Genomic DNA, 22,593 nt, shown 5'->3' with positions numbered 1-22,593 from the left:
GACTGACCTGCCAGCGGGGGCTGCTGATACAATGCCGGCCCTGTTTCGTACTCATTGCTAGGAGTATCCGGTGTCCGTCGTGTTTGTCGCCGCCTCCCAACTGCCCACCCCCTTCGGTGTGTTCACCATGCACGGCTTCCTCGATGAAGCGACCGGCAAGGAGCACGTCGCCCTGACCTTCGGCGAAGTGGCCGACGGCGCACCGGTGCTGGGGCGGCTGCATTCCGAATGCCTGACCGGTGACGCCCTGTTCAGCCTGCGCTGCGACTGCGGGGCTCAGCTGCAGGCGGCATTGCAGGCCATCGCCAACGAAGGCCGTGGCGTGCTGCTCTATCTGCGTCAGGAAGGCCGTGGCATCGGCCTGCTGAACAAGATTCGCGCCTATGAGCTGCAGGACGGTGGCGCCGATACCGTTGAGGCCAACGAGCGCCTGGGCTTCGGTGCCGACCAGCGCGACTACGCGATCTGCCTGCCGATGCTCGAACACCTGGGCATCCAGAGCCTCAAGCTGATGACCAACAACCCGCGCAAGGTGAAAGCTCTGGGCGACATGGGCATCGCCGTGGATCACCGTGTGCCGCTGCAGATCGCGCACAACCCCTACAACAAGCGTTATCTCGCCACCAAGGCCGGCAAGCTCGGCCACATGCTGGGCAACCAGCACCAGGGCGAGACCGAGGAAAGCCTGTGACCCGAGGCCAGGTGAAGCGCCGCCTGGCGCTGGCCTGGTGGCGTCAGCTGGGCGTCGCACTGGCGCCGCTTGTCGTGTTCAACCTGCTGTTCGGCGGCGGGAGCACCACGGTGCTGACCATGCCGCTGTTCGTCGCCGGCCTGGCCGCGATGTTCGTCAGCCTGCCGCTGTTCGCCGCCTACAAGCGCGCCCTGGTGGCCACCGAGAAGGCCCTCGACAGCGATGACGAAGCGGCTGCCTGGCTGGAGCTGGATCGTGTGCGCCTGCGCGCGCTGCTCGCTGCCGCGTTGCCCGCCTGGATCGCGGCGCTGGCGGTACTCGCCGGGCTCGAGGCGATTCCCCTGATGCTGCTGGCGCTGTCGTCCATCGTGCTGCACTGTCTCTATCGCATTCCCCGCCAACTGGGCTGATGCGCGCGCTGCTGCTGACCCTGTGCGTGCTGGCGCTACCACTGCCGGCTGCCGAGCGGGTGATCAGCCTGGCGCCTTCGCTCAGCGAAATCATGCTCGACCTGGGCGCTGGCGACCGCCTGGTCGGTGTGCTCGAAGGGGAACAGCAGCCCGCCGGCGTGGCCCATCTGCCGACGGTCGGCCGTTATGGTCAGCTCGAATTCGAGCGCCTGCTGCAGCTCGCCCCCGACCTGATCCTGATCGCCCCGGGCAGCGTGCCGCCGGCACAGCAGGCGCAGTTGCAGCGTTTCGACATCCCGCTGCTGGTGATCGAACCGGCCCGCCTCGACCTGCTGGGTGATGCCTTCGTGCAGATTGGCCAGCGGGTGGGCCGGGCGGAGCAGGGCGAGCGCCTGGCGGCCGAGTTTCGCGAGCGGCTGGCGGCGCTGCGTCAGCGCTATCGGCGCGAACGACCGCTGGCGGTGTTCTATCAGATCTGGCATCAGCCGCTGTACACCATCGGTGGCGAACAGTTGATCGGCGATGCGCTGCAGGTGTGCGGCGCACGGAACCTCTTCGCCGAGCTGCCACAGCCTGCGCCGCAGGTCAGCGTGGAGGCCGTGCTGGCGCGCGATCCGGACATCATCCTGGGCGGCAGCAATGCCGAGCTAAGCGCCTGGCAGGCCTGGCCGCAGCTGCATGCCGTGCGCCAGGGCCAGGTATGGACGGTGCCGGACAAGGGCCTGGAACGGCCCAGTCTGCAGATGCTCGGGGCGATCGAGCAGCTGTGCGAGCGGATGGCCGGAGCGCGTTAGTGCCACGGGATGTGCAGTGCTTCCGCAGGCAGGCTTGGCCGCCTGTGGATATTGCTGGGGTGGGTTGCGCTCGATGTGGCGCTAACCCACCACCGCCGCCATGTGCTCCAGCGCTGGTGGGTTACGCGGCGCTCCCGTTCATCGGCGCTTGCCAGATTGGCGTTCGGCGCCGCTAACCCACCCTACGCGGGCTGTGCATCGACATCAGATCTGCGGCGTCCAGGTTACGGCGAGCAGTGCGGTGCGTCCGGCACTGTTGTAGCCGAAACGCCCGTTGGGCGTGCTGTACGTGGCTTCTGCGTAGTCCCGGTCCAGCAGGTTATCCAGCTTCAGGCTCAGCCCCAGTTCCTGGGTGGCCTGCCAGGCTGCGCGCAGGCTGAGCAGGCCGTAGCCGCTCATCCTGATCTGGTTCTCGGCATCGTCGTAACGACCACTGAGCGCACGCCAGCCAGCGCCAATCGACACGTCACCGAAGCGGCGGTCGATATCCAGCGTCAGCGTACGTTTGGCGCGACGCTGCAGGGTATGACCGCTGTCGCGATCGCGCGGGTCGATCAGGGACAGGGCCAGGTTGCCTTGCCAGCCGAACAGTTCCTGCTGCACTGCGGCCTCGAAGCCATTGATCCGGGCAGTCTGAACGTTCTGCGGAATGAAGTTCTCGTCCAGAACGATGGCATCTTCGATCTCGGTTCGGTAAACGGAGGCCTGCAGCGAGCCTGTGTCGCTGTACCGGCTGCGCCATTGCAGTTCGTAGCTCCTGGAGCGTTCCGGGGTGAGCTCGGGGTTAGCGCTGGGGAAACACATGCTGCCGAAGCAGAAGTCCGGGTAATACAGGTCATTGAAGGTTGGCGCGCGGAAGCCTTCGCTATACGACAGAATCAGGTCGTTGGCGTTGCCCAGCGGCAGAGTCAGTGCCGCATTCCAGGTGTTTTCGTGGCCGAACTGCTGGTTGTCGTCATGGCGCAAGCCGATCTCGGTGGAAAAGTTTTCCCCGCTGTAACGATGCTGGATGAAGGCTGCGCGGTTCCAGCGCGAATCCTCGACGAAGTCCGTGGTGCCCTGGGCTCGATCCTCGTACCAGTCCAAGCCCAGCAGCAACTGATGGTTCTCGGTGAGTGTCAGCGTGTTCAGCCAGTTGGCGGCGTCACGGTATGTGTTGAACTGGCTGACTGAGCCCCCCGGTTGATCATTGCCGCTATCGCGTTTGTCTTCGCTGTGGCCCAGTTCTAGGCGACTGCTCCAGCTATCGCTGAGCTGTGCGTCGATGAAGCCGGAAGCACTGCTGAGCAGGTAGTCGGTAGTCGGCAGCGAGCCGCTGAAGACATCGTCGTACTCCACCTGGCCACGCTGGTCGAGCAGGTTGAAGCCGATCTGCAGGCTGTCATCGATGCGGTGCGACAGACTCAGGCTCAGTGAGCGGTTGCGGTAGGCATCGTCGTCGCCATTGGCGCCGAAACCGTCGCGGGTCGCGTCGATACCGGCCGTCTCATCCAGTGCAGCGCCCAGGTGAAAGCGGGTGCGCTCATCGCCCCCGGAAAGACCAAGGCTGCGCTGGTAGGTACTGTCGCTGCCGGCTGCCAGGCGCACGTAAGGGGCGAGCCCCTGATCATCGCCCTTGCGGGTGAAAATCTGTATCACCCCACCGATGGCGTCGGAGCCGTAGAGTGCCGAACGGGCGCCACGCACGACCTCGATACGCTCGATCTGCTCGGGGGCGAGAAACTCCAGGCTGCTGGTACCACTGGATGCCGCGGCGATGCGTTGGCCATCGACCAGCACCAGCGTTTGTGCGGTGCTGGTGCCGCGCAGAAACACGCCCATCTGGCTGCCAGTACCGCCAGTGCGGACGACGCTAAGACCGGGAACGCGCTGCAGCAGCTCTGCAACGCTGCTGACCTGCAAACGCTCGATATCGTCACGCTCGAACACGGTGGTGGCCGCCGTGGCCTGGGCTTGTGGTTCGGGCATGCGGCCCGAGGTGATGACCAGGGGCTCGGCCACGTAGGGTTCGCTGGCCAGTGACAGGCCAGGCAGGACGGCAATGGCCAGGGCCAGGCGAGACGCTCTCATGATGATTTCCTCAAGGTCGGCAGACTTTCGAGGAGGACAGCAGCCAGCGCGTGGGCGGCGCTTGACCGTGCTGCCCTCCGCAACACCAGTCGATCCGCCTTGGCCGGTCTCCGGGCTCTCGACCCCTATCCGCCTTCCCGGGGGCTCCCAGTGGCGGTTGGATAGGGACAAGCGTGATGCTTGCAGTCGATTACCGTTGCGGGGGCAGCGTCGGGATTGCTCATGGAGAGCGCACCGACTTCCCGTTCAGCAGTCCGTTGAAAACTACCTGCGTTGGCGTTTTTTAACGGCTTGCTGACGCCGCTTGCGCAGCGCACCCTGGCGGAACATGAAGTGCGCGCACCTTAGTGCGCGCGCAGCGGCATGGCAAGCAAGCCCGGCTCATCCGGCGATGAGCGGGGCTCATGCTCAGAGCAGGTTCAGGCGTTCGCGTACCGCGCGTTCGATGCCGGCATCGTCCAGGCCGCACTCGGCGAGCATCTGGCTGGGCTTGGCATGCTCGACGTAGTAGTCCGGCAGGCCGAGGTGCAGCATCGACACCTGGCGGTTCTCGGCGGCGAAGAATTCGCTGACCGCGCTGCCGGCACCGCCCATCACGGCGTTTTCCTCGAGGGTCACCAGCAGCTCATGGCTGTCGGCCAGCTCACGCAGCAGGGCCTCGTCCAGCGGTTTGACGAAGCGCATGTCGACCACGCTGGCGTCCAGCGTCTCGCCAACCCGCAGGGCTTCGGCCAGTTGCACGCCGAAGGCCAGCAGGGCGACGCGCTTGCCCTGGCGACGGACCACGGCCTTGCCGATTTCCAGCGGTTCGAGGCCCGCATCGAGTGGGGCGTTGGGGCCGGTGCCACGCGGGTAGCGCACGGCTGCCGGGCCGTCGAACAGGTGGCCGGTGGTGAGCATGCGGCGCATCTCGTTCTCGTCGCTCGGCGTCATCACCAGCATGCCGGGGATGCAGCGCAGGTACGACAGGTCGAAGCTGCCGGCATGGGTCGGGCCGTCTTCGCCGACCAGGCCGGCGCGGTCGATGGCGAACAGCACGTCGAGGTGCTGCACGGCCACGTCATGGATCAGCTGGTCATAGGCGCGCTGGAGGAAGGTGGAGTAGATCGCCACCACCGGCTTGGCGCCCTCGCAGGCCATGCCGGCCGCCAGGGTCACGGCATGCTGTTCGGCGATGGCGACATCGAAGTAGCGCTCGGGGAAACGCTCGCTGAAGGCCACCAGGTCGGAGCCTTCCTTCATCGCCGGGGTAATGCCGACCAGGCGCTCATCGGCCTCGGCCATGTCGCACAGCCACTGGCCGAACACGTTGGAGTACTTCGGGCCGCTCGGCCGCTTCGGGCTGGAGAGCGCTGCGGCCGGCGGCGTCACCGGCTCCAGCTTGGTGATGGCGTGATAGCCGATCGGGTCGGCCTCGGCCGGCGCGAAGCCCTTGCCCTTCTTGGTCACCACGTGGAGGAACTGCGGGCCGTCCAGGTCGCGCATGTTGCGCAGGGTGGCCAGCAGGGTCGGCAGGTCGTGGCCGTCGATGGGGCCGACGTAGTTCCAGCCCAGCTCCTCGAACAGGGTGCCGGGCACCAGCATGCCCTTGGCATGCTCCTCGACCTTGCGCGCGATTTCCCAGGCACCGGGCAGGCGCGAGAGCATCTTCTTGCTGCCTTCGCGCATGCTGGCGTAGGTGCGGCTGGAGATGATCTTGGCCAGGTAGTTGGACAGGCCGCCGACGTTCTTGGAGATCGACATGTCGTTGTCGTTGAGGATCACCAGCATGTTGGCGCCGACGTCGGTGGCATGGTTGAGCGCTTCGAAGGCCATGCCGGCGGTCAGGGCGCCATCGCCGATCACCGCCACGCTCTTGCGCTTCTCGCCCTTCAGGCGGGCGGCGATGGCCATGCCGAGGGCGGCACTGATGCTGGTGCTGGAGTGGCCGACGCCGAAGGTGTCGTACTCGCTCTCGCTGCGACGCGGGAAGGCGGCCAGGCCGTCACGCTGGCGCAGCGTGCCCATGCGCTCGCGGCGACCGGTGAGGATCTTGTGCGGATAGGCCTGATGGCCGACGTCCCACACCAGGCGGTCGTCGGGCGTATCGAAGACGTAGTGCAGGGCGATGGTCAGTTCGATCACGCCGAGGCCGGCACCGAAGTGACCGCCACTCTGGCCGACGCTGTAGAGCAGGTACTGGCGCAGCTCGTCGGCGAGGGTTTCCAGGTCCGCTTCGGCCAGGCGACGCAGTTCGTCCGGCGTATTGGCGCTGTCCAGCAAGGGCGTCAGCGGGCGCTCGCGGGGGATCTCGTGGAAAGTGGTCGGCATCAGGCGAATCGTTATAGGTGTAAAAGATGCGGCAGTTTACCTGATGCCAGGAAAACAGCCCAATCCGCTGACCAGATCGCCGTCAGCGGTAGTGCCGCGCGAGAAACGCCAGCAGCAGTTCGCTTACCCGCTCGCCGCACTCGGCCTGCAGCCAGTGGCCGGCGCCCGGCAGGTCGTGGCGCTCCAGGTGCGGCACCTTGTCGCCCATGCGCTTGAGCGTAGGCGCCTCGAAACGGCCGACCGGGTCGTGCTCGCCGAGCAGGAACAGCGTTGGCTGCGTCACCTGACGTGCGGCCAGATGCTCGGTGCGTTGCCAGTTGCGCTCGAAGTTGCGGTACCAGTTCAGCGCGCCGCGAAAGCCGTGGCGTTCGAAGGTGCGCAGGTAGTGGGCGAACGTCGCCTCGCTGCACCAGGGCGGCAGCGGGATGTCGGCCGGCATGCCGTCGAACAGCCGCGCATCGGTCGGTTTGTCCGTTGCCAGCAGGGCATCGCCCAGGCCGCCGAGCAGCAGGCGCAGGCTGCGGCCGATGTCCGTGTCCAGTTCGGCCTCGGCCAGCCCCGGCTGCTGGAAGTAGAGGATGTAGTGGAAGCGTCCGGCGTAGGCCTCGCGCATCATCTCGATGGCCGGGCGTTTCGGCCGGCCGCCGAAGGGCACCGACAGTGCGCCCAGGGCCCTGACCCGTTGCGGCTCGAGCAGGGCCAGATGCCAGGCCACCGGCGCGCCCCAGTCATGGCCGACCACCGCGACCTCGCGCTGGCCGAGCAGGTCCATGGCCGCCTGGATGTCGCCGCACAGGGTAAGCAGGTCGTAGGCTGCGGTATCGCTCGGCGCGCTGCTGGCGCCATAGCCGCGCATCTCCGGGGCGAACACGCGATAGCCGGCACTGGCCAGCGCCTCGATCTGCGGGTGCCAGGCGTACCAGCATTCGGGAAAACCGTGCAGCAGCCACACCGGCCGGCCGTGCTCGGGACCGGCGCTGTACAGGCTGAGTTCGATGCCGTTCACGGCGAGCAGACGATGTTCGATGTGCATGGGTGTTTACCAGGTGTCGATGAAGGGACGCTTCTTGCCCTCACGCCGGGGGGGGCGTGGCGCCGCATTGAGGCCACGCAGCAGCCAGGCGCGGCTGTCGGCCGGATCGATCACGGCATCGATCTCCAGGTAGCTGGCCATGTTCAGGGCCTTGCCGTTGTCGTAGGCCTTGGCCACCAGCTTGTCGAACAGGGCCTGGCGGGCGGCCTCGTCCGGCTGGGCGGCCAGCTCCTTGGCGAAACCCAGGCGCACGGCACCCTCCAGGCCCATGGCGCCGAACTCGGCACTGGGCCAGGCGGCGGTGAACAGCGGCGAGTGGAAGCTGCCGGCCGCCATGGCCTGGGCGCCGAGGCCGTAGCCCTTGCGCAGCACCAGGGTGAAGAAAGGCACCGTGAGGCTGGCGGCGGTGACGAACAGGCGCGAGACATGGCGCACCGTGGCCTGCTTCTCCGCCTCCGGGCCGACCATGAAACCGGGGGTGTCGCACAGCGATACCACGGGCAGGTCATGCGCCTCGCACAGCTGCAGGAAGCGCGCGGCCTTGTCGCCGGCCACGGCGTCGATGGCGCCGCCCAGGTGCGCGGGGTTGTTGGCGATCAGGCCGAAGGGCTTGCCCTCTATGCGGATCAGCGCGGTGATCAGCCCGGGGGCGAACTGGCGGCGCAGTTCCAGCACGCTGTCCTGGTCGGCGAGTAGTTGGATGACCTGGCGCATGTCGTACACGCGCAGGCGGTTCTCCGGGATCACGTGGCGCAGTTCGCGGTTGTCGCTGGCGTGCCAGTCGCTCAGCGCTCCCTGGAAGTAGCCCAGGTACTGCCTGGCCACGGCGACCGCCTCGGCTTCATCTTCCACCAGCACGTCGATCACCCCGTTGGGACCCTGCACGCTGCTCGGGCCGACCTGCTCGGGTTTGCAACTGCCCAGGCCGCCGCCTTCGATCATCGCCGGGCCGGCCATGCCGATGCTGGCATTGCGCGTCGCGATGATCACGTCGCAGCAGCCGAGCAATGCGGCGTTGCCGGCGAAGCAGCGCCCGGACACGACCCCCACCGTCGGCACCAGGCCGGAGAGCTTGGCCATGGCGACGAAGGTGTGGCAGTCCAGCCCGGCCACGCCGACGAAATCGGTATCGCCCGGCCGGCCGCCGCCGCCTTCGGCGAACAGCACCACGGGCAGGCGCCATTGTTCGGCCAGCGCCAGCATGCGGTCGGTCTTCTTGTGATTCATCACCCCCTGGGTGCCGGCGAACACGGTGTAGTCGTAGGCGATGGCCATGCAGCGCGCCGCCTCGCTGCCGAAGCGTTCTGCGCCCACGGTGCCGATGCCGGCAACCAGGCCGTCGGCCGGGCTCAGTTCCAGCAGCTCTTCGGGCGAACGCCGGCGGCGCTGGGCGGCGAGGGCCATGGCGCCGTATTCGATGAAGCTGTCGGCGTCGAGCAGGTCCGCCAGGTTCTCGCGCACGGTGCGCTGGCCAGTCCTGCGGCGCTTGGCCACGGCCTCGGGGCGGCGGGCGTCGGTCAGGCGGGCATGGCGTTCGAGCACTTCGGCCAGGTCGGCGCGGACGTGAGCCAGGTCGATGGCCTGCTCGCCGTGCAGCGCGCCGCCATCGACCTCGGCCGGTTCGACGAACAGCAACGCCTGGCCCTCGCTTACCGCGCTGCCCTCTGTCACGGCCAGTGCGCGGACGACGCCGCTGTGCTCGGCCTTGACCTCGAATTCCATCTTCATCGCCTCCAGCACGGCGATGTTCTGGCCCACCGCGATGGCATCGCCGGCGCGCACCGAGAGGCTGACCAGCACGCCGGCACTGGATGCATGCAGCGCCAGGGTGCCGGGCGGGGCATCGACCTCCGGTTGCGTATCGCTGGCGGCCTGGACGCCGGCGAAGTAGCGATGCGGATGGGCCTGCTCGCGGGCTGCCAGCAGCGTGTCCAGATGACGTTCGACATAGGTGGTGTCGACCTGGTTGGTGCGTACCTCGTCGTGTTGCAGCAGGTTCTGCAGCAGGTGCAGGTTGCTCGCCACGCCCTCCAGGCGGAATTCGCAGAGCCCGCGATAGGCGCGGCGCAGGGCGCCTGGGTAGTCGCTGGCGCTGGCGATCAGCTTGGCCACCAGCGAATCGTAGGCCGGGCTCACGGCATAGCCGGCATAGCCGCAGCCATCGATGCGCAGGCCGGGACCGGACGGCGGCTGGTAGGCGCTGAGCACGCCGGCAGCCGGGCGTGCGCTGCCATCGGCATGCAGCGACTCCAGATTCAGGCGCACCTGAACGGCATAGCCGTTGGTCGCCGGCGGTGTGAGCAGGCCCAGGTCGGCCAGGCTTGCGCCGGCGGCCAGGTGCAGTTGGCTGTGCAGCAGGTCGATGCCGGTGACCTGCTCGGTGACGGTGTGCTCCACCTGCACGCGCGGGTTGGCCTCCATGAAGTAGAAGAGTCCCGGCTGGTCGAGGTCGAGGAGGAACTCGAAGGTGCCGATGCCCTGGTAGCGCACTTCGGCAGCCAGGCGCAGGGCGCTGGCGATGATGGCGTCGCGGATGCTGGCGTCCAGGTCCGGGCTGGGAGCGATTTCCACCAGCTTCTGGTGGCGCCGCTGCAGGCTGCAGTCGCGCTCCCACAGGTGGCTGACCGCGCCGCTGCCATCCCCGAGCACCTGCACCTCGATATGCCGGGCGCGGCACACGCGTTTTTCCACGTACAACGCGCCGCTGCCGAAGGCGCCCAGGGCTTCCGATGCGCAGCGGGCGAAGGCGTCGGCCAGCTGTGTCGGATCATCCACCGCACGCATGCCGCGCCCGCCGCCACCGGCCAGGGCCTTGAGCATCACGCTGCCGTGCTCGCGCAAGAAGGCCTCGGCCTGCTCCAGGGTGACGGCGTGGTTGAGGCCGGGCACCAGCGCCACGTCGCAGCGCTGGGCGAGCGCGCGGGCCGCCGCCTTGTCGCCGAACAGCTGCAGGGTCTCCGCCGTCGGGCCGATGAAGGTCAGGCCTGCCGCCTGGCAGCGGCGGGCGAACTCGGCATTCTCGGCGAGAAAACCATAGCCGGGGTGGATCGCCGTGCAGCCGTGCGCCACGGCGCTGGTGATCAGCTGGTCCATGTCCAGGTAAGCGGCCACCCCGCGTCCCACGAGTGCCACGGCGAGGTCGGCCTTGCGCGTATGCAGCCCGGCCGCGTCGTCCTCGGCGAACACCGCCACCGAGCGGATGCCGAGATCGGCACAGGCCTGGGCAATGCGGATGGCGATCTCGCCACGGTTGGCGATGAGCAGGGCGGGGAAGGGCATGGCGGCTCCAGACGTCTTGTCGTTATGGAGCCATCTTAGGAGGCTGGGCGCAGGGGTAAAGCAAGCCTCATGCGGCGATCATGCGGTCATAGATGACAATGATGGTGCGATCACGGCGGCAGCCGCTTTCACGAGAGCGGCCTAGCTGCGCCGCTCGACGATGTAGCGCGCCAGCTCGCGCAGCGGTTCGGCGCTGTTGCCGAAGGCGCGCAGCACGTGCAGCGCCTGGTCGCGCAGCTCCAGGGCATAGTCCTTGGCGGCGTCGAGGCCGAGCAGGGCCGGGTAGGTGGGCTTGTCGTGGGCCTCGTCCTTGCCCTGGGTCTTGCCCAGGGTGGCGGTATCGCTCTCCACGTCGAGGATGTCGTCCTGCACCTGGAAGGCCAGGCCGATGGCGCGGGCATATTGCAGCAGGGCCTTGAGGCTGAGGTCGTCGGCCTTGCCGCTGGACAGGGCCCCCAGCAGCACGCTGGCTTCGATCAGGGCGCCTGTCTTGTGCCGGTGCATGGTTTCCAGCGCCTCGCGGTCGAGTTTCTGTCCGACCGAACCGAGGTCGATGGCCTGGCCGCCGACCATGCCGGATGGCCCGGCGGCACCGCCCAGGGCACTGAGCATCTGCAGGCGTACCTCGGGGTCCTGCGGGTTGCGGCGGCGGTCGGCGAGGACCTCGAAGGCCAGGCTCTGCAGGCCGTCGCCAGCGAGGATGGCGGTCGCCTCGTCGAAGGCCTTGTGGGTGGTCGGCTGGCCGCGACGCAGGTCGTCATCGTCCATGGCCGGCAGGTCGTCGTGGACCAGCGAATAGGCGTGGATCAGCTCCACCGCACAGGCGGCGCCATCGGCTCGCTCGATATCGCCTTGCAGGGCTTCGCAGGCGGCGTAGACCAGCAGCGGGCGCACGCGCTTGCCGCCGTTCATGACGCTGTAGCGCATGGCCTGGTAGAGGCGTTCGAGTTCGTCGCGCGGGGCCTGGAACAGTTCATCCAGCGCCGCGTCGACGCGGCTCTGGCAGCGCTTCTGGTAGCTCGCGATCATGCCTGTTCGTCCGTGTCGAACGGCGCGGCCTGCAATTCACCATCGCGTTCGAGGAGGATCTGCACCTTCTGCTCGGCCTGGGCCAGCGAAGCCTGGCATTCGCGGGTCAGGCCAATGCCCTGCTCGAACGCGGTCAGCGAATCCTCCAGCGACAGCTCGCCGCTCTCCAGGCGCTCGACCAGCGTCTGCAGTTCGGCAAGGGAGTGTTCGAAGTCGGGAGCGGCTTTCTTGCGGGCCATGGCGCGGGTTCTCGCTGATTCTGGAACGGGCGCGACACTAGCAGAGCCGCGCCTCTCGGGCAAATCAGCGGGGCTGATCGATAGGCGCTTGTAGGAGCGGCTGGGCGGCATTCCGTTCTGTCCGCGATGCTGTCCAGGCACCCACCGGCCATCGCGGCTGAAGCCGCTCCTACAAAGGAGTCGCTTCATTACGCGGAGAGGTAGGTGCTCCAGAAGTAATAGAGGGTCATGCCGCTGCCCACCAGGATCACGAAGCTGCGCAGCAGCGCGGGCGGCAGTTTCTCGCCCAGTGCGCCGCCTGCGTAGCCACCCAGGGTGGCGCCGGTGAGCAGGATGACCAGCTCGTACCAGCTGACGCGGCCGGCGATGACGAAGGTCAGGGTGGCGACGCTGTAGATCACGGCCGAAATCAGATTCTTCAGTGCATTGGCACGGGCCAGCGGATGCCCCTCGATGGAGAAGGCCGCCAGTTGCAGGATGCCCATGCCGGCACCGAAGTAGCCGCCATAGATCGACACGCCGATATGCGCCCCCAGCGAAAGCGGCGTGTGGGGCGGATGCTCGGCCTCCTTGCGCCGCGCCGCCAGTGCGCGCCCCAGCCAGGGGCTGGCGGCGAACAGTGCGGTGGCGGCCAGCAGCAGCCAGGGGATCAGCACGCGGAATACATCGTCGCCGCCGGCCAGCAGCAACAGGCCGCCGAGCAGGCCCCCGGCCAGGCCTGCGCCCAGCAACGGCAGCAGGTAGCGGCCCAGCGGGCGCAGCGAGGCACGCGCGGCCCAGGCACCGGCCAGGCTGGCGGGCCACAGCGCCACCGCGTTGGTCGCGTTGGCGGTCACCGGCGGCAGCCCGGCGGCGAGCAGTGCGGGGAAGGAGAAGAACGTACCACCGCCCGCCAGGGCGTTCATGCCGCCGGCGGCGAAACCGGCGAGGGCCAACAGCAGCAGATCGAACGGGGACATCGGGCAGGCTCGCACAAAAAGAGTGCAGCATAGGGCTGACCGTACGGTCAGCCAAGTACGACCAAGGTCCGCTCGCAAAGTGGCGCCGGGGCGGACAGGTGCTCGACGGTGCTGGCCGGGGACCTTTATCAGGCCTATAGTTAGTTGCCTTGCTAATCATTTGCGGCGCGCCGCGCGTCGAGTATCCAATGACCTCCCTTCCGCTATCCGGCGCCAATCACCCCTTCAAGGGGATCGCGCTCATGGTCGTGGCGACGTTCATGTTCGCCAGCCACGACGCCATGTCCAAGTACCTCTCGGGGTTCTACCCGATCATTCTGATCGTCTGGGCGCGCTATCTGGTGCATACGCTGCTGATGGCGGGCATCTTCCTGCCGCAGTCGGGGCTGCGCGTGCTGCGCACCAAGCGCCCCGGCCTGCAGGTGCTCCGGGCGCTGTGCCTGCTGGGCGTCAGCCTGCTGTTCACCTCGGGGCTGATGTTCATCCCCCTGGCGGAAGCGACGTCGGTGATCTTCCTGGCGCCGTTGCTGGTCACCGCGCTGTCGGTGCCGTTGCTCGGTGAGCGCGTCAGCCTGGGCCAGTGGCTGGCGGTCAGCGTCGGCTTCGTCGGCGTGCTGGTCATCGTCCATCCGGGGGGCAACCTGTTCACTCCCGCCGTCCTGCTGCCGTTCAGCGCTGCCTTCTGTTTCAGCCTCTATCAGCTGCTGACACGGCGCCTGAGCGAGGTGGACAGCGCCACCACCAGCAACTTTCTCGCCGGGCTGGTCAACACCCTGGTGATGAGTGCGCTGGTGCCGTTTTTCTGGCACGTCCCTAGTCTTACCCATGGGTTGATGATGCTGGCGTTGGGCGGTTTCGGCATGGGGGCGCACCTGCTGCTGACCCATGCGTTCCGGCATGCGGCGCCTGCATTGCTGGCCCCTTTCGGCTACGCGCAGATCATCTTTGCCGGCCTGCTGGGCATGCTGGTGTTCGGTCACACGCCCGACAGCACGACCCTGATCGGCATTCTGATCATCTGCCTGAGCGGTCTGGCGGCGGCCTGGCAGACCCGCCGCCGCTGAGGCCTCAGCGCTCAGTCGTTTCGCTCGCCTGCGCCACCTGGTTGCGACCGCTGTGCTTGGCCAGGTACAGGCCTTCGTCCGCCTTGATCACCAGGCTCAGCGGGGCGCGCTCCGCCGAGGGGCGAATGGTGGCGACGCCGATGCTGATGCTGATCGACGAGCCGGCCTTGGGCAGGTCGTGGGGGATGCCCAGGGCCTCGACGGCACGGCGGATCTTCTCCGCCTGCAGACGGGCGCCACCCATGGCGGTGCCTGGCATGATCACGGCGAATTCCTCACCACCGTAGCGCGCGGCCAGGTCGCTGGCGCGGGTGCAACTGCTGCGCAGGGTCTCGCCGACCTGGCGCAGCACTTCGTCGCCGGCCACGTGGCCGTGCTGGTCGTTGTAGGCCTTGAAGTAGTCGACGTCGATCATCAGCAGCGACAGCTCGCTCTGGTCGCGCTGCGCGCGGCTCCACTCGATCTCCAGGTACTCGTCGAAGTAGCGGCGGTTGGCCAGGGCAGTGAGGCCATCGGACTTGATCAGGCGTTGCAGCACCAGGTTGGTGTCGAGCAGCTGCTGCTGGCTCTCGCGCAGGGCGCGGTAGGCTTCGTCGCGTTGCAGCAGGGTCAGGTAGGAGCGCGAGTGATAGCGAATGCGCGCCAGCAGCTCGATGACGTCCGGCAACTTGACCAGGTAATCGTTGGCGCCAGCGGCGAAGGCGGCGCTCTTGACCTTGGGGTCTTCCTTGGTCGACAGGACGATGATCGGCACGTCGCGCAGGCCCGGAGCGGTACGGTACTGGGAGAGCAGTTCGAGGCCGTCGACGCCAGGCATGATCAGGTCCTGCAGGATCACCGTCGGCCTGATCTGCTGAGCCACGCTCAGGGCCTGCTGCGGGTCGGAGCAGAAGTGGAAGTCGATATCGCTCTCTTCGCTCAACGCACGCCGCACGGCCTCGCCGATCATGGCCTGGTCATCGACCAGCAGCACCATCATCGAATAGTCGGGCAGGCCATGATGGTGAATCGGATTGTCTTGAGGCCCTTGCATAAATGCGTCTCCGCCGGTGTGTTCGTTAAGGGGGCGGCGACTCTGGCCGCCAATTGGCATTCTCAGCCCAGGTGCTCGACCAGGCGTGCCGCGATCCGTTTCAGGGGCAGCACTTCCGTTGCTGCGTCGAGTGCCACGGCGGCCTTGGGCATGCCATAGACGGCGCTGCTGGCCTGGTCCTGAGCGATGGTGTGAAAGCCGCGTTCGCGCATCTGCTTCAGGCCTCTGGCGCCGTCACGGCCCATGCCGGTCAGCAGCACGCCGATGGCCTCGCCGCGCCAGTGGCTGGCCACGCTCTCGAAGAATACATCGATAGAGGGCCGATAGACCTGATCGACCGGCTCCGGTCGATAGACCAGGTGCCCTTCCGGGGCCAGGTACAGGTGATTGTTGGTGCCGGCCAGCAGCACGGCGCCCGGTTGCAGGACCTCGCCCTCCCGGGCCAGGCGTACCGGCATGTGCGCCTCGCTGGCGAGCCACTGGGCCATGCCCGCGGCGAACACCTCGTCAACGTGCTGGACCAGCACGATGCTGGCGGGAAAGTCGGCGGGAATCTGTTGCAGCAGCTCCACCAGCGACGCCGGCCCACCCGCCGAGGCGCCGATGGCGACCAGGCGCTTGCCACGGTTGTCGCTCTTGCGCACGACGCTCGGCTTGACCGTGCGCGAGGCCTTGTGCCCGATCATCCAGGCGATGTTGTGGATCTTGCGCCGGACGCTGGCGGCGTCGAGCACCAGTTGCGGGCCGAGCGACGGGGCGGCGACCACATCGAGCGCGCCGACGCCCATGGCGTCGAACACCCGCGCCATGTTGCGCTCGACATCGGAGGTGACGATGAGAATGGCGCAGGGCGTGTCCTGCATGATTCGTCGGGTCGCCTCCACGCCGTCCATGCCCGGCATCAGCATGTCCATCAGCAGCAGGTCCGGCAGGTCGTCGTGGCAGCGGCGCACGGCTTCTTCGCCGTCACTGGCGACCCAGATCAGCTCGTACTCCGGTTCCGCAGCCAGGGCGCGGCGCAGGGCCTCGACGGCCAGCGGCATGTCGTTGGCGATGGCAATCCTCATTCGCGGGCTCCGCCGATCAGGGTCTGCACGGCGTCCAGCAGGGCTTCGTCGTGGAAGCTCGCCTTGGCCAGGTAGTAATCGGCGCCGGCCTCCAGGCCGCGACGGCGATCCTCTTCGCGGTCCTTGTAGGACACCACCATCACCGGCAGGGTGCGCAGGCGGGGGTCCTGGCGGACCTGGGTGACCAGCTCGATGCCGTCCATGCGTGGCATGTCGATATCGGTGATCAGCAGGTCGAAGTGCTCGGCGCGCAACGCGTTCCAGCCGTCCATGCCGTCGACCGCCACCGAGACCTGGTAGCCGCGACTGAGCAGCAGCTTGCGCTCCAGTTCGCGCACGGTCAGCGAATCGTCCACCACCAGCACGCGCTTGCTCACCGTCTGGCGGGCGTTGCTGGCATGGTCGACGCGGTCCAGATGGCCGGTGCCGAGCAGCTTGCCCACGGAGTTGAGCAGGTCATCGACATCGAGGATCAGCACCGGCGTGCCGTCGTGCAGCAGCGCACCGGCGGCCACGTCACGCACCTTGCCCAGGCGCGCATCCAGCGGCATCAGCACCAGGGTGAATTCACCGAGGAAGGCTTCCACCGCCAGGCCGTGGTACTGCTCGCGATCGCGAATCAGGACGATGGGAATGCTGTCGTCATCGTCCTGTTTCTCCTGGCGTTGCAGCAGCTGCGCTGCCGAGATCAGACCGACGTGCTCGTCCTCCAGCCAGAAGTGCTGGCGGCCCTCGAGCTGGACGATGGCGCTGCGCGGCAGGCGCAGCATGCGTTCGATCTGGGCCAGCGGGAAGGCGTAGGCCTCGCCGCCGATGGTCACCACCAGGGCGCGCACCACCGACAGCGTCAGTGGCAGCTCGAGGTGGAACAGGCAGCCCTGGTCCGGCTGCTGCAGCAGGCGCACGTTGCCACGCATGCGGCGAATCTCGTGCTGCACCACGTCGAGGCCGACACCGCGACCGGACACTTCGGTGACCTGCTGGCTCATGCTGAACCCAGGCAGGAAGAGGAAGGCCAGCAACTCTTCCTCGGTCATCTGCTCGACCTGCTCGGCGGAGGCGAAGCGCCGTTTGACCACGGCCTCGGTGACGCGCTGCAGGTCGATGCCGGCGCCGTCATCGCTGACCTCCAGCACCAGCATGCCGGCATGGTGACGTGCGCGCAGCTGCACCACGCCCTCTGCCGGCTTGCCTTTGCGCGAGCGCAAGGCGGGCGGCTCGATGCCATGGTCGACGGCGTTGCGCAGCAGGTGGGTCAGTGGCGCCTCCAGGCGCTCCAGCACGTCGCGGTCGACCTGGGTGTTCTCGCCCTCGATCTCCAGGCGGATCTGTTTGCCCAGCGTGCGGCCCAGGTCACGCAGCATGCGCGTCTGTCCGGTCAGCACGTCGGAGAAGGGGCGCATGCGCGACGCCAGCGCCAGGTCGTACAGTTGCTGGGTACGCTGGCCGCCGTGCCAGACGAAGTCGTCGAACAGTTCCTGGTGGCCCTGCAACTGCTGCTGGCACTCGATCAGCAGGTTGCGGCTCTCGTTGAACAGCGCCTGGGCGGTGGCATCCAGGTCACTGCCCAGCAGGTGCTCGCGCAGGGTTTCCAGGGTGCGCCGGGCCGACTCCTGCTGGCGCTTGAGGCGGTGCAGCGACTCGCTCAGCGGCTTGGTGCGCTGGAACTCCACCAGCGACTTGCCGGAGAGGTCGATGAGGTGGTCGAAGCGCTCGGCCGAGACCCGCAGCACGCGGCTGGTGCGCTCCTCCGGGACGGCGGGTTCGAGCGTGGCGCTGGCCGGTGCGCTGGCGGGCTCGGCGGCGTCGCCCGCCTCGGCAGGCGTTTCCTGCGCCTCGGGGCTGGTGGCCGGCAGGCGCAGCGTCGGCACGGCGTTGCCAAGCAACACCTGCAAGCGGCTGGTGACGGCCTCGATGCGCGCCTCCAGGTCGGCATCCTGCTGCGCCTGGCCGATGCGCAGGAGCAGGTCGGACCCCTGCAGCAGGGCGTCGATATGCTCCGGCAGCAAACGCAGCAGCCCCTCCTGGGCGGCGACCAGCAGGTCCTCCATCGCATGCGCGACCTGCACACCATGGTCCAGACCGACGATGCGTGCGGCGCCCTTGAGCGAGTGCGCGGCACGCATGCAGGCTTCCAGCTGGCCGGCGTTGCTCGGGTCGCGTTCGAGAATCAGCAGGCCGGTATCGAGTACCTGCTTCTGCGCCTCGGCCTCCAGCCGGAACAGGTCGAGCAGCGATGCATCCCTCATCTGGTCCGGTGTCACGCGAGGCTCCCGATCATGTTCTGCAGCAACTGCTCGTCGTTCAGCAGGGTGATGCTCTGTCCCCGCCATTGCAGGACGCCGGCAGTGAAGCGGCTGATGGTTCGCTTGTCATCCTGCTTGGCATTGCTGATGCGTGCCAGCGGGATTTTCTGGATGCCGCTGACTTCGTCGACCGGCACGACCAGCGGGCCGCTGCCGCTTTCCAGGATCAGCATGCGCGGGATGACGCGCTGGCCGCTCTGTCGGCTGTCGTCCGTTTCGATATCGAGCAGCTCGCTCAGCGACAGGCAGGCGACCAGCGTGCCGCGCACGTTGGTCACGCCCAGCAGGCCGGTGCTCTTGCGGTGCGGCAGGCTGTGGATCGGCGACACCGGCATCACCTCGGCCAGGCAGCGGGTGGCGATGGCCAGCCATTGCTCGCCGAGGCGGAAGATCAGCAGTGAGCGTTGCTCGCCAACGGGTTCCTGCGCCTCGCCCTGGCCGTAGTCGTCAGCGTCGCGCTCCAGGCTGCTGCCGTAGCGGTCGAGCAGGGCGATGGCGGCGGCCCCGTAGACCTCGCAGTTGCGGCAGTGGATGTGGCGCTCCAGGCGCTCGCAGCGCTTGTCGCCAAACACGCCGATACGGTTCCAGCAGTCGTCGACGGCGGGTTGGCTCTGGAGCAGGTCGTGGTCAGTCACGTTCGCCTACCTCGGGGTTCTGGGCGCGTCGGTACAGGCGCTGTGCGCCGGCCAGATCACCCTGGGATTCCAGGTGCGCGGCCAGGTGCGTCAGGGCTTCGCGGTGCTGCGGTTCGAGATAGATCGCCTTGCGGTAGTAGGCGCATGCCTGGTCGCTGCGGCCTGCCGAGTCGCTCAGCAGGCCCAGCCAGTAATAGGCGGTGGCGCTGGGGCCGCTCTGTTGCAGGTGCTGCTCGCTGCGCTGGCGCGCCTCGTCGGTGCGCCCGGCATTGGCCAGGCTGGCGACCTCGGCCCAGATGTCCACGGCAGCGACCTGGGGCGCGGCTGCGACCACGGCCTTGGGCGTGGCGCGGGGCCTGGCCGGCGGCTGCGGGCGGATCGGCGGTGTCGGGAGCGGGCGCGCGCGGCTGACGGCGCCCCGGCCGGGCACGCTCCTGGCGGGTTTGGCCGGGGCCAGGCGGAAGGCGAAGGTCTGTTGCCGTCCCAGCGCCTGCAGGCCGTTCTGGCTGGCCAGGCTGGCTTCGGCAGGGCCGATGAACAGCATGCCGTCGCCCTGCAGCTGGCGCTTGAGCAGCTCCAGCACGCGCACCTGGGTGGGACGGTCGAAATAGATCAGCAGGTTGCGGCAGAAAATGAAGTCATAGGCCGGCTCGCCCGCGAACAGGTTGCTGTCGAGCAGGTTGCCGGTACGCAGCCTGATGCAGTTGCGCACCCGCTCATCAATGAGGAAACCGCCACCCGGCTGCTCGTGGAAGTAGCGCTGGCGAAAGTCCAGGGCGTCGCCACGGAATGAATTGCGTCCGTAGAGGCCGGCGCGGGCCTGCTCCAGCACCTTGTCACTGACGTCCAGGGCGTCGATCTGGAATTGCTGGGGCATGAGGCCGCTGTCGAGCAGCGTCATGGCAATCGAGCAGGGCTCTTCGCCGCTGGAGCAGGGCAGGCTGATCAGGCGCAGCGGACGTGCGCCGTGCAGTTGCGCGTGGCGCTCCAGGGCCAGGCTGCCGAGTGCGTTGAACGACTCCGGATAGCGGAAGAACCAGGTCTCCGGCACCACCACTGCCTCGACCAGGGCCTGCTGCTCGCGCGGCGAGCCGCCGAGCGTGGTCCAGTAGCTTTCCAGGTCGTCCTGGCCGAGCTGATTCATGCGCTGGCGCACGGCACGTTCGATCACGCTGCGCCCCACCGACTCGGCGTCCAGGCCGATGCGGCTCTTCAGCAGGCGTTCGATATGCTCGATCATGGCGTCAGCCCTGTGCCGGCGGCTGGAACAGCAGGGCGCGCATCTCGTCGTCGAGCAGGCCGCCGACTTCGATGCGCTGGATCATGCCGCGGGCGTCGCGTTGCAGCGGGCCCAGGTAACCGGGCTGGCTGGCTTCCAGGCCGCTGGCCTTGAAGGCCTCGGCCGGCAGGCGCAGGGTATCGGTGGCCTGCTCCAGTATCAGCCCGAGCACCGGGGAGCGCTCGCCCAGCTGCGGATCGAAGCGCACCAGCACCACGCGTGTGCTGCTGCGGGGCAGGGCGGGGCGGCCCAGCACCCGGCGACTGAGGTCGATCACCGGGGTGACCCGGCCGCGATGCTCGAACACCCCGGCCACCCAGGCCGGCGCTTCGGGCACCTGCTTCAGGCGCCGCAGCGGCAGCACTTCGACCACCTCCTGCGCCGGGAGGGCATAGCGGTCGTCGCCGAGCTGGAACTGCAGGTGCAGTTCGCCGGCCTGGGCCTTGCTGGAAACCGGCATGTTCAGACCTTGAAGCGACTGACGCCAACACGCAGGTTGTTGGCCACCTGGTTGAGCTCGTCGATGGCGGCACCGGCCTGGCGCAGCGAGTCGACGGTCTGGCTGCTGGCCTCGCTGAGCTGCACCAGCGCCTGGTTGATCTGCTCGGCCCCGGTGGACTGCGCCTGCATGCCTTCGTTGACCATCTGGATGCGCGGTGCCAGGGCCTGGACCTGCTGGATGATCTGGCTGAGCTGATCACCCATCTGGGTCATCTCGCCGATGCCACGGCGTACTTCCTCGGAGAACTTGTCCATGCCCATGACCCCGGCCGAGACGGCGGACTGGATCTCGCGCACCATCTGCTCGATATCGTAGGTGGCCACTGCCGTCTGGTCCGCCAGGCGGCGCACCTCGATGGCCACCACGGCGAAGCCCTTGCCGTACTCGCCGGCCTTCTCCGCTTCGATGGCGGCATTCAGCGAGAGCAGGTTGGTCTGGTCGGCCACCTTGACGATGGTGGTGACCACCTGGGTGATGTTGCCGGCCTTCTCGTTGAGGATCGACAGCTTGCCGTTGACCACGTCGGCCGCGCCCATCACCTGATGCATGATTTCCTCCATGCGCGCCAGACCCAACTGGCCGGTGCCGGCGAGGATCGAAGTCTGCTCCGCGTTGTCGGACACCTCGCCCATGGTCCGCACCAGGTCGCGCGAGGTGGCGGCGATCTCGCGTGAGGTGGCGCCGATCTCGGTGGTGGTGGCGGCGGTCTCGGTGGCGGTTGCCTGCTGCTGACGCGAGGTGGCGGCGATCTCGGTGACCGAGGTGGTCATCTGCACCGCCGAGCGCTGGGCGCTGCCGACCAGGGTCTTCAGCTCGCCCACCATGCTGTTGAAGCCCAGCTCGATGGCGTTGAACTCGTCGCGTCGATGCAGCTCCAGCTTCATCGACAGGTCGCCGCTTTCCAGCGCTTTCAGGCCGTTGACGATCAGGTCGACCGGGTGGGTGATGGCACGCACCAGCAGCCAGCCACAGACTGCCGAGGCGATGATCGCCAGCAGCACGGCGAGCAGCAGGTCGATCTTCAGGCCGAGCACTTCATCGCGGATCGAGCGCGCGGCGTGGTCAGACTGCACGCGATTGTTCTCGACCAGCTCGTCGAGCACCTGCTGCGCCTGGTCCCAGGCCGGGAAGACGTTCTGGATGCTGAATTGGCTGGCCTCCTGTGGCGTGGCCTGTTGCAGCATTTCCCGCAACTGCACATGCTGGCGCAGGTACTGCTGGGCCTGCTGCTCGAAGCGTTCGATGAGGGCGCGGTCGCTGGTCATGCGCACCGTCTGCTGGTACTGCTTGAGCAGTTCCACCAGGCTGCTTTCGATTCTGGCGAACTCCTCCTGGTGGGCGGTCATTACCGTCGAATTCGAGCGCGTCACCAGGTCGACCAGGGTGCGGCGGGTTTCCAGCATATGCCGCGCCCACTCGTTCTGCGTCTTGTTGATGTAGTAGGCACCCGGAACGGAGTCATCGAGCATGCTCTGCGTGCCTTTCTCGATCTGCGCCAGGCGCAGATACGAGGCGCCTGCCAGCAGGGCCAGAATGGCGATGATCAGCAGGAAGCTGCCAATGATTCGATTGCGTACGGTCAGGTTCATCATGTCCATTGGGCCTGGCGGGTCAGGTGTGGTGATCGATTAGAGCATATCGGCGCATGGCCGGTTTGTCCGAGGGTAGCGAATTCGCACTGTCGGCCAGGAGCGAAAGGCAATGAGCATACGCGTGCTGGCGGGTTTTCGGCTCGCATGAGCTGCTGAATTATAAGTGCCTGATTTTCAGGAGTCTGGTCCGGGCGTTGCTTCTGTCACGGGTTGAGGATAAAGCCAGCGTTGCGAGTTCTTTGTCGTCACGTCACCGGGGATCTCTTTTTTGCCCATGGCGCCTTGAGGGCCGCGTTCGACG

The 22,593-nt window shown here is 67.5% G+C and carries 18 protein-coding genes and 1 riboswitch; of the genes, 4 read left to right on the top strand and 14 right to left on the bottom strand.

What is annotated here, in order from left to right; translation table 11 throughout:
- The first annotated feature begins 70 nt into the window (after positions 1 to 70).
- From ribA to EWH21_RS21170, 3 genes are read left to right on the top strand one after another with little or no spacing between them, the layout of a single operon-like run.
- Positions 71 to 691, top strand: a complete 621-nt coding sequence (gene ribA, locus EWH21_RS21180; RefSeq protein WP_037055814.1) for a GTP cyclohydrolase II — start codon at positions 71 to 73, stop codon at positions 689 to 691.
- Entirely contained in the window at positions 688 to 1,101 is a 414-nt protein-coding gene (locus EWH21_RS21175; protein WP_037055817.1) for a hypothetical protein, read from the top strand. The genes ribA and EWH21_RS21175 overlap by 4 nt, the downstream gene beginning before the upstream one ends.
- Positions 1,101 to 1,895: a cobalamin-binding protein gene (locus EWH21_RS21170; RefSeq protein ID WP_134675793.1), complete on the top strand. Its 795-nt coding sequence runs from the start codon at positions 1,101 to 1,103 to the stop codon at positions 1,893 to 1,895. Before EWH21_RS21175 ends, EWH21_RS21170 begins: the two co-directional genes overlap by 1 nt.
- A gap of 204 nt (positions 1,896 to 2,099) precedes the next feature.
- On the opposite strand, the gene EWH21_RS21165 is transcribed toward EWH21_RS21170, so the two are convergent.
- The 7 genes from EWH21_RS21165 to EWH21_RS21135 all read right to left on the bottom strand — a co-directional run bounded on the left by EWH21_RS21165 (position 2,100) and on the right by EWH21_RS21135 (position 12,814).
- Positions 2,100 to 3,965, bottom strand: coding sequence for a TonB-dependent receptor (locus EWH21_RS21165; protein WP_277699267.1), 1,866 nt, complete (start codon positions 3,963 to 3,965; stop codon positions 2,100 to 2,102).
- Positions 3,966 to 4,048: 83 nt separating this feature from the next.
- Positions 4,049 to 4,252: riboswitch (cobalamin riboswitch) on the bottom strand.
- Between the two features lie 121 nt (positions 4,253 to 4,373).
- Complete coding sequence (gene dxs, locus EWH21_RS21160) at positions 4,374 to 6,275, bottom strand: 1-deoxy-D-xylulose-5-phosphate synthase (protein WP_037055825.1); 1,902 nt, start codon at positions 6,273 to 6,275, stop codon at positions 4,374 to 4,376.
- A gap of 82 nt (positions 6,276 to 6,357) precedes the next feature.
- Positions 6,358 to 7,308, bottom strand: coding sequence for an alpha/beta hydrolase (locus EWH21_RS21155; RefSeq protein WP_277699266.1), 951 nt, complete (start codon positions 7,306 to 7,308; stop codon positions 6,358 to 6,360).
- Positions 7,309 to 7,314: 6 nt separating this feature from the next.
- Positions 7,315 to 10,587 carry a carboxyl transferase domain-containing protein gene (locus EWH21_RS21150; protein ID WP_277699265.1) on the bottom strand — a complete coding sequence of 1,091 codons (3,273 nt, stop codon included), beginning with the start codon at positions 10,585 to 10,587 and terminating at the stop codon, positions 7,315 to 7,317.
- 141 nt (positions 10,588 to 10,728) lie between these two features.
- Positions 10,729 to 11,616 carry a farnesyl diphosphate synthase gene (locus tag EWH21_RS21145; protein WP_277699264.1) on the bottom strand — a complete coding sequence of 296 codons (888 nt, stop codon included), beginning with the start codon at positions 11,614 to 11,616 and terminating at the stop codon, positions 10,729 to 10,731.
- Positions 11,613 to 11,855: an exodeoxyribonuclease VII small subunit gene (locus EWH21_RS21140; protein ID WP_037055831.1), complete on the bottom strand. Its 243-nt coding sequence runs from the start codon at positions 11,853 to 11,855 to the stop codon at positions 11,613 to 11,615. The genes EWH21_RS21145 and EWH21_RS21140 overlap by 4 nt, the downstream gene beginning before the upstream one ends.
- Before the next feature lie 188 nt (positions 11,856 to 12,043).
- Positions 12,044 to 12,814: a sulfite exporter TauE/SafE family protein gene (locus EWH21_RS21135; RefSeq protein WP_277699263.1), complete on the bottom strand. Its 771-nt coding sequence runs from the start codon at positions 12,812 to 12,814 to the stop codon at positions 12,044 to 12,046.
- Between the two features lie 188 nt (positions 12,815 to 13,002).
- On the opposite strand from EWH21_RS21135, the gene EWH21_RS21130 reads away from it, so the two are divergent.
- On the top strand, positions 13,003 to 13,878 hold the full coding sequence (locus tag EWH21_RS21130; RefSeq protein WP_134675787.1) for a DMT family transporter: 876 nt from the start codon (positions 13,003 to 13,005) through the stop codon (positions 13,876 to 13,878).
- A gap of 4 nt (positions 13,879 to 13,882) precedes the next feature.
- Here EWH21_RS21130 and EWH21_RS21125 read toward each other — a convergent pair whose 3' ends face one another.
- From EWH21_RS21125 to EWH21_RS21095, 7 genes are all read right to left on the bottom strand, one after another.
- On the bottom strand, positions 13,883 to 14,911 hold the full coding sequence (locus EWH21_RS21125; RefSeq protein ID WP_277699262.1) for a PleD family two-component system response regulator: 1,029 nt from the start codon (positions 14,909 to 14,911) through the stop codon (positions 13,883 to 13,885).
- Between the two features lie 62 nt (positions 14,912 to 14,973).
- A complete protein-coding gene (locus tag EWH21_RS21120; protein WP_277699260.1) occupies positions 14,974 to 15,978 on the bottom strand; it encodes a chemotaxis response regulator protein-glutamate methylesterase in 1,005 nt (334 codons plus the stop codon).
- Positions 15,975 to 18,242 (bottom strand): hybrid sensor histidine kinase/response regulator, encoded by a 2,268-nt coding sequence (locus tag EWH21_RS21115; RefSeq protein WP_277699259.1) that lies wholly within the window; start codon positions 18,240 to 18,242, stop codon positions 15,975 to 15,977. Before EWH21_RS21115 ends, EWH21_RS21120 begins: the two co-directional genes overlap by 4 nt.
- Positions 18,239 to 18,919 (bottom strand): chemotaxis protein CheW, encoded by a 681-nt coding sequence (locus tag EWH21_RS21110; protein WP_277699258.1) that lies wholly within the window; start codon positions 18,917 to 18,919, stop codon positions 18,239 to 18,241. Before EWH21_RS21110 ends, EWH21_RS21115 begins: the two co-directional genes overlap by 4 nt.
- The gene (locus tag EWH21_RS21105; RefSeq protein WP_277699257.1) at positions 18,912 to 20,159 is read right to left on the bottom strand and encodes a CheR family methyltransferase; all 1,248 of its coding nucleotides are present in this window, start codon (positions 20,157 to 20,159) and stop codon (positions 18,912 to 18,914) included. The genes EWH21_RS21110 and EWH21_RS21105 overlap by 8 nt, the downstream gene beginning before the upstream one ends.
- 4 nt (positions 20,160 to 20,163) lie before the next feature.
- Positions 20,164 to 20,658 carry a chemotaxis protein CheW gene (locus EWH21_RS21100; protein ID WP_179554955.1) on the bottom strand — a complete coding sequence of 165 codons (495 nt, stop codon included), beginning with the start codon at positions 20,656 to 20,658 and terminating at the stop codon, positions 20,164 to 20,166.
- Positions 20,659 to 20,660: 2 nt separating this feature from the next.
- Positions 20,661 to 22,292, bottom strand: coding sequence for a methyl-accepting chemotaxis protein (locus EWH21_RS21095; RefSeq protein ID WP_277699256.1), 1,632 nt, complete (start codon positions 22,290 to 22,292; stop codon positions 20,661 to 20,663).
- Positions 22,293 to 22,593: the final 301 nt, after the last annotated feature.

This window comes from Pseudomonas sp. REST10, assembly GCF_029542605.1.
Taxonomy (GTDB): Bacteria; Pseudomonadota; Gammaproteobacteria; order Pseudomonadales; family Pseudomonadaceae; genus Aquipseudomonas; species Aquipseudomonas khazarica.
Note: the sequence above shows the minus strand (reverse complement) of the source record. Positions and strands in the feature narration are given on the sequence as shown.

Coding starts and splice junctions, on each gene's coding strand:
- EWH21_RS21170 (WP_134675793.1), top strand. CDS start 1,101: ATGCGCGCGCTGCTGCTGACCCTGTGCGTGCTGGCGCTACCACTGCCG.
- EWH21_RS21165 (WP_277699267.1), bottom strand. CDS start 3,965: ATGAGAGCGTCTCGCCTGGCCCTGGCCATTGCCGTCCTGCCTGGCCTG.
- dxs (WP_037055825.1), bottom strand. CDS start 6,275: ATGCCGACCACTTTCCACGAGATCCCCCGCGAGCGCCCGCTGACGCCC.
- EWH21_RS21155 (WP_277699266.1), bottom strand. CDS start 7,308: ATGCACATCGAACATCGTCTGCTCGCCGTGAACGGCATCGAACTCAGC.
- EWH21_RS21150 (WP_277699265.1), bottom strand. CDS start 10,587: ATGCCCTTCCCCGCCCTGCTCATCGCCAACCGTGGCGAGATCGCCATC.
- EWH21_RS21145 (WP_277699264.1), bottom strand. CDS start 11,616: ATGATCGCGAGCTACCAGAAGCGCTGCCAGAGCCGCGTCGACGCGGCG.
- EWH21_RS21140 (WP_037055831.1), bottom strand. CDS start 11,855: ATGGCCCGCAAGAAAGCCGCTCCCGACTTCGAACACTCCCTTGCCGAA.
- EWH21_RS21135 (WP_277699263.1), bottom strand. CDS start 12,814: ATGTCCCCGTTCGATCTGCTGCTGTTGGCCCTCGCCGGTTTCGCCGCC.
- EWH21_RS21130 (WP_134675787.1), top strand. CDS start 13,003: ATGACCTCCCTTCCGCTATCCGGCGCCAATCACCCCTTCAAGGGGATC.
- EWH21_RS21125 (WP_277699262.1), bottom strand. CDS start 14,911: ATGCAAGGGCCTCAAGACAATCCGATTCACCATCATGGCCTGCCCGAC.
- EWH21_RS21120 (WP_277699260.1), bottom strand. CDS start 15,978: ATGAGGATTGCCATCGCCAACGACATGCCGCTGGCCGTCGAGGCCCTG.
- EWH21_RS21105 (WP_277699257.1), bottom strand. CDS start 20,159: ATGATCGAGCATATCGAACGCCTGCTGAAGAGCCGCATCGGCCTGGAC.
- EWH21_RS21100 (WP_179554955.1), bottom strand. CDS start 20,658: ATGCCGGTTTCCAGCAAGGCCCAGGCCGGCGAACTGCACCTGCAGTTC.
- EWH21_RS21095 (WP_277699256.1), bottom strand. CDS start 22,292: ATGATGAACCTGACCGTACGCAATCGAATCATTGGCAGCTTCCTGCTG.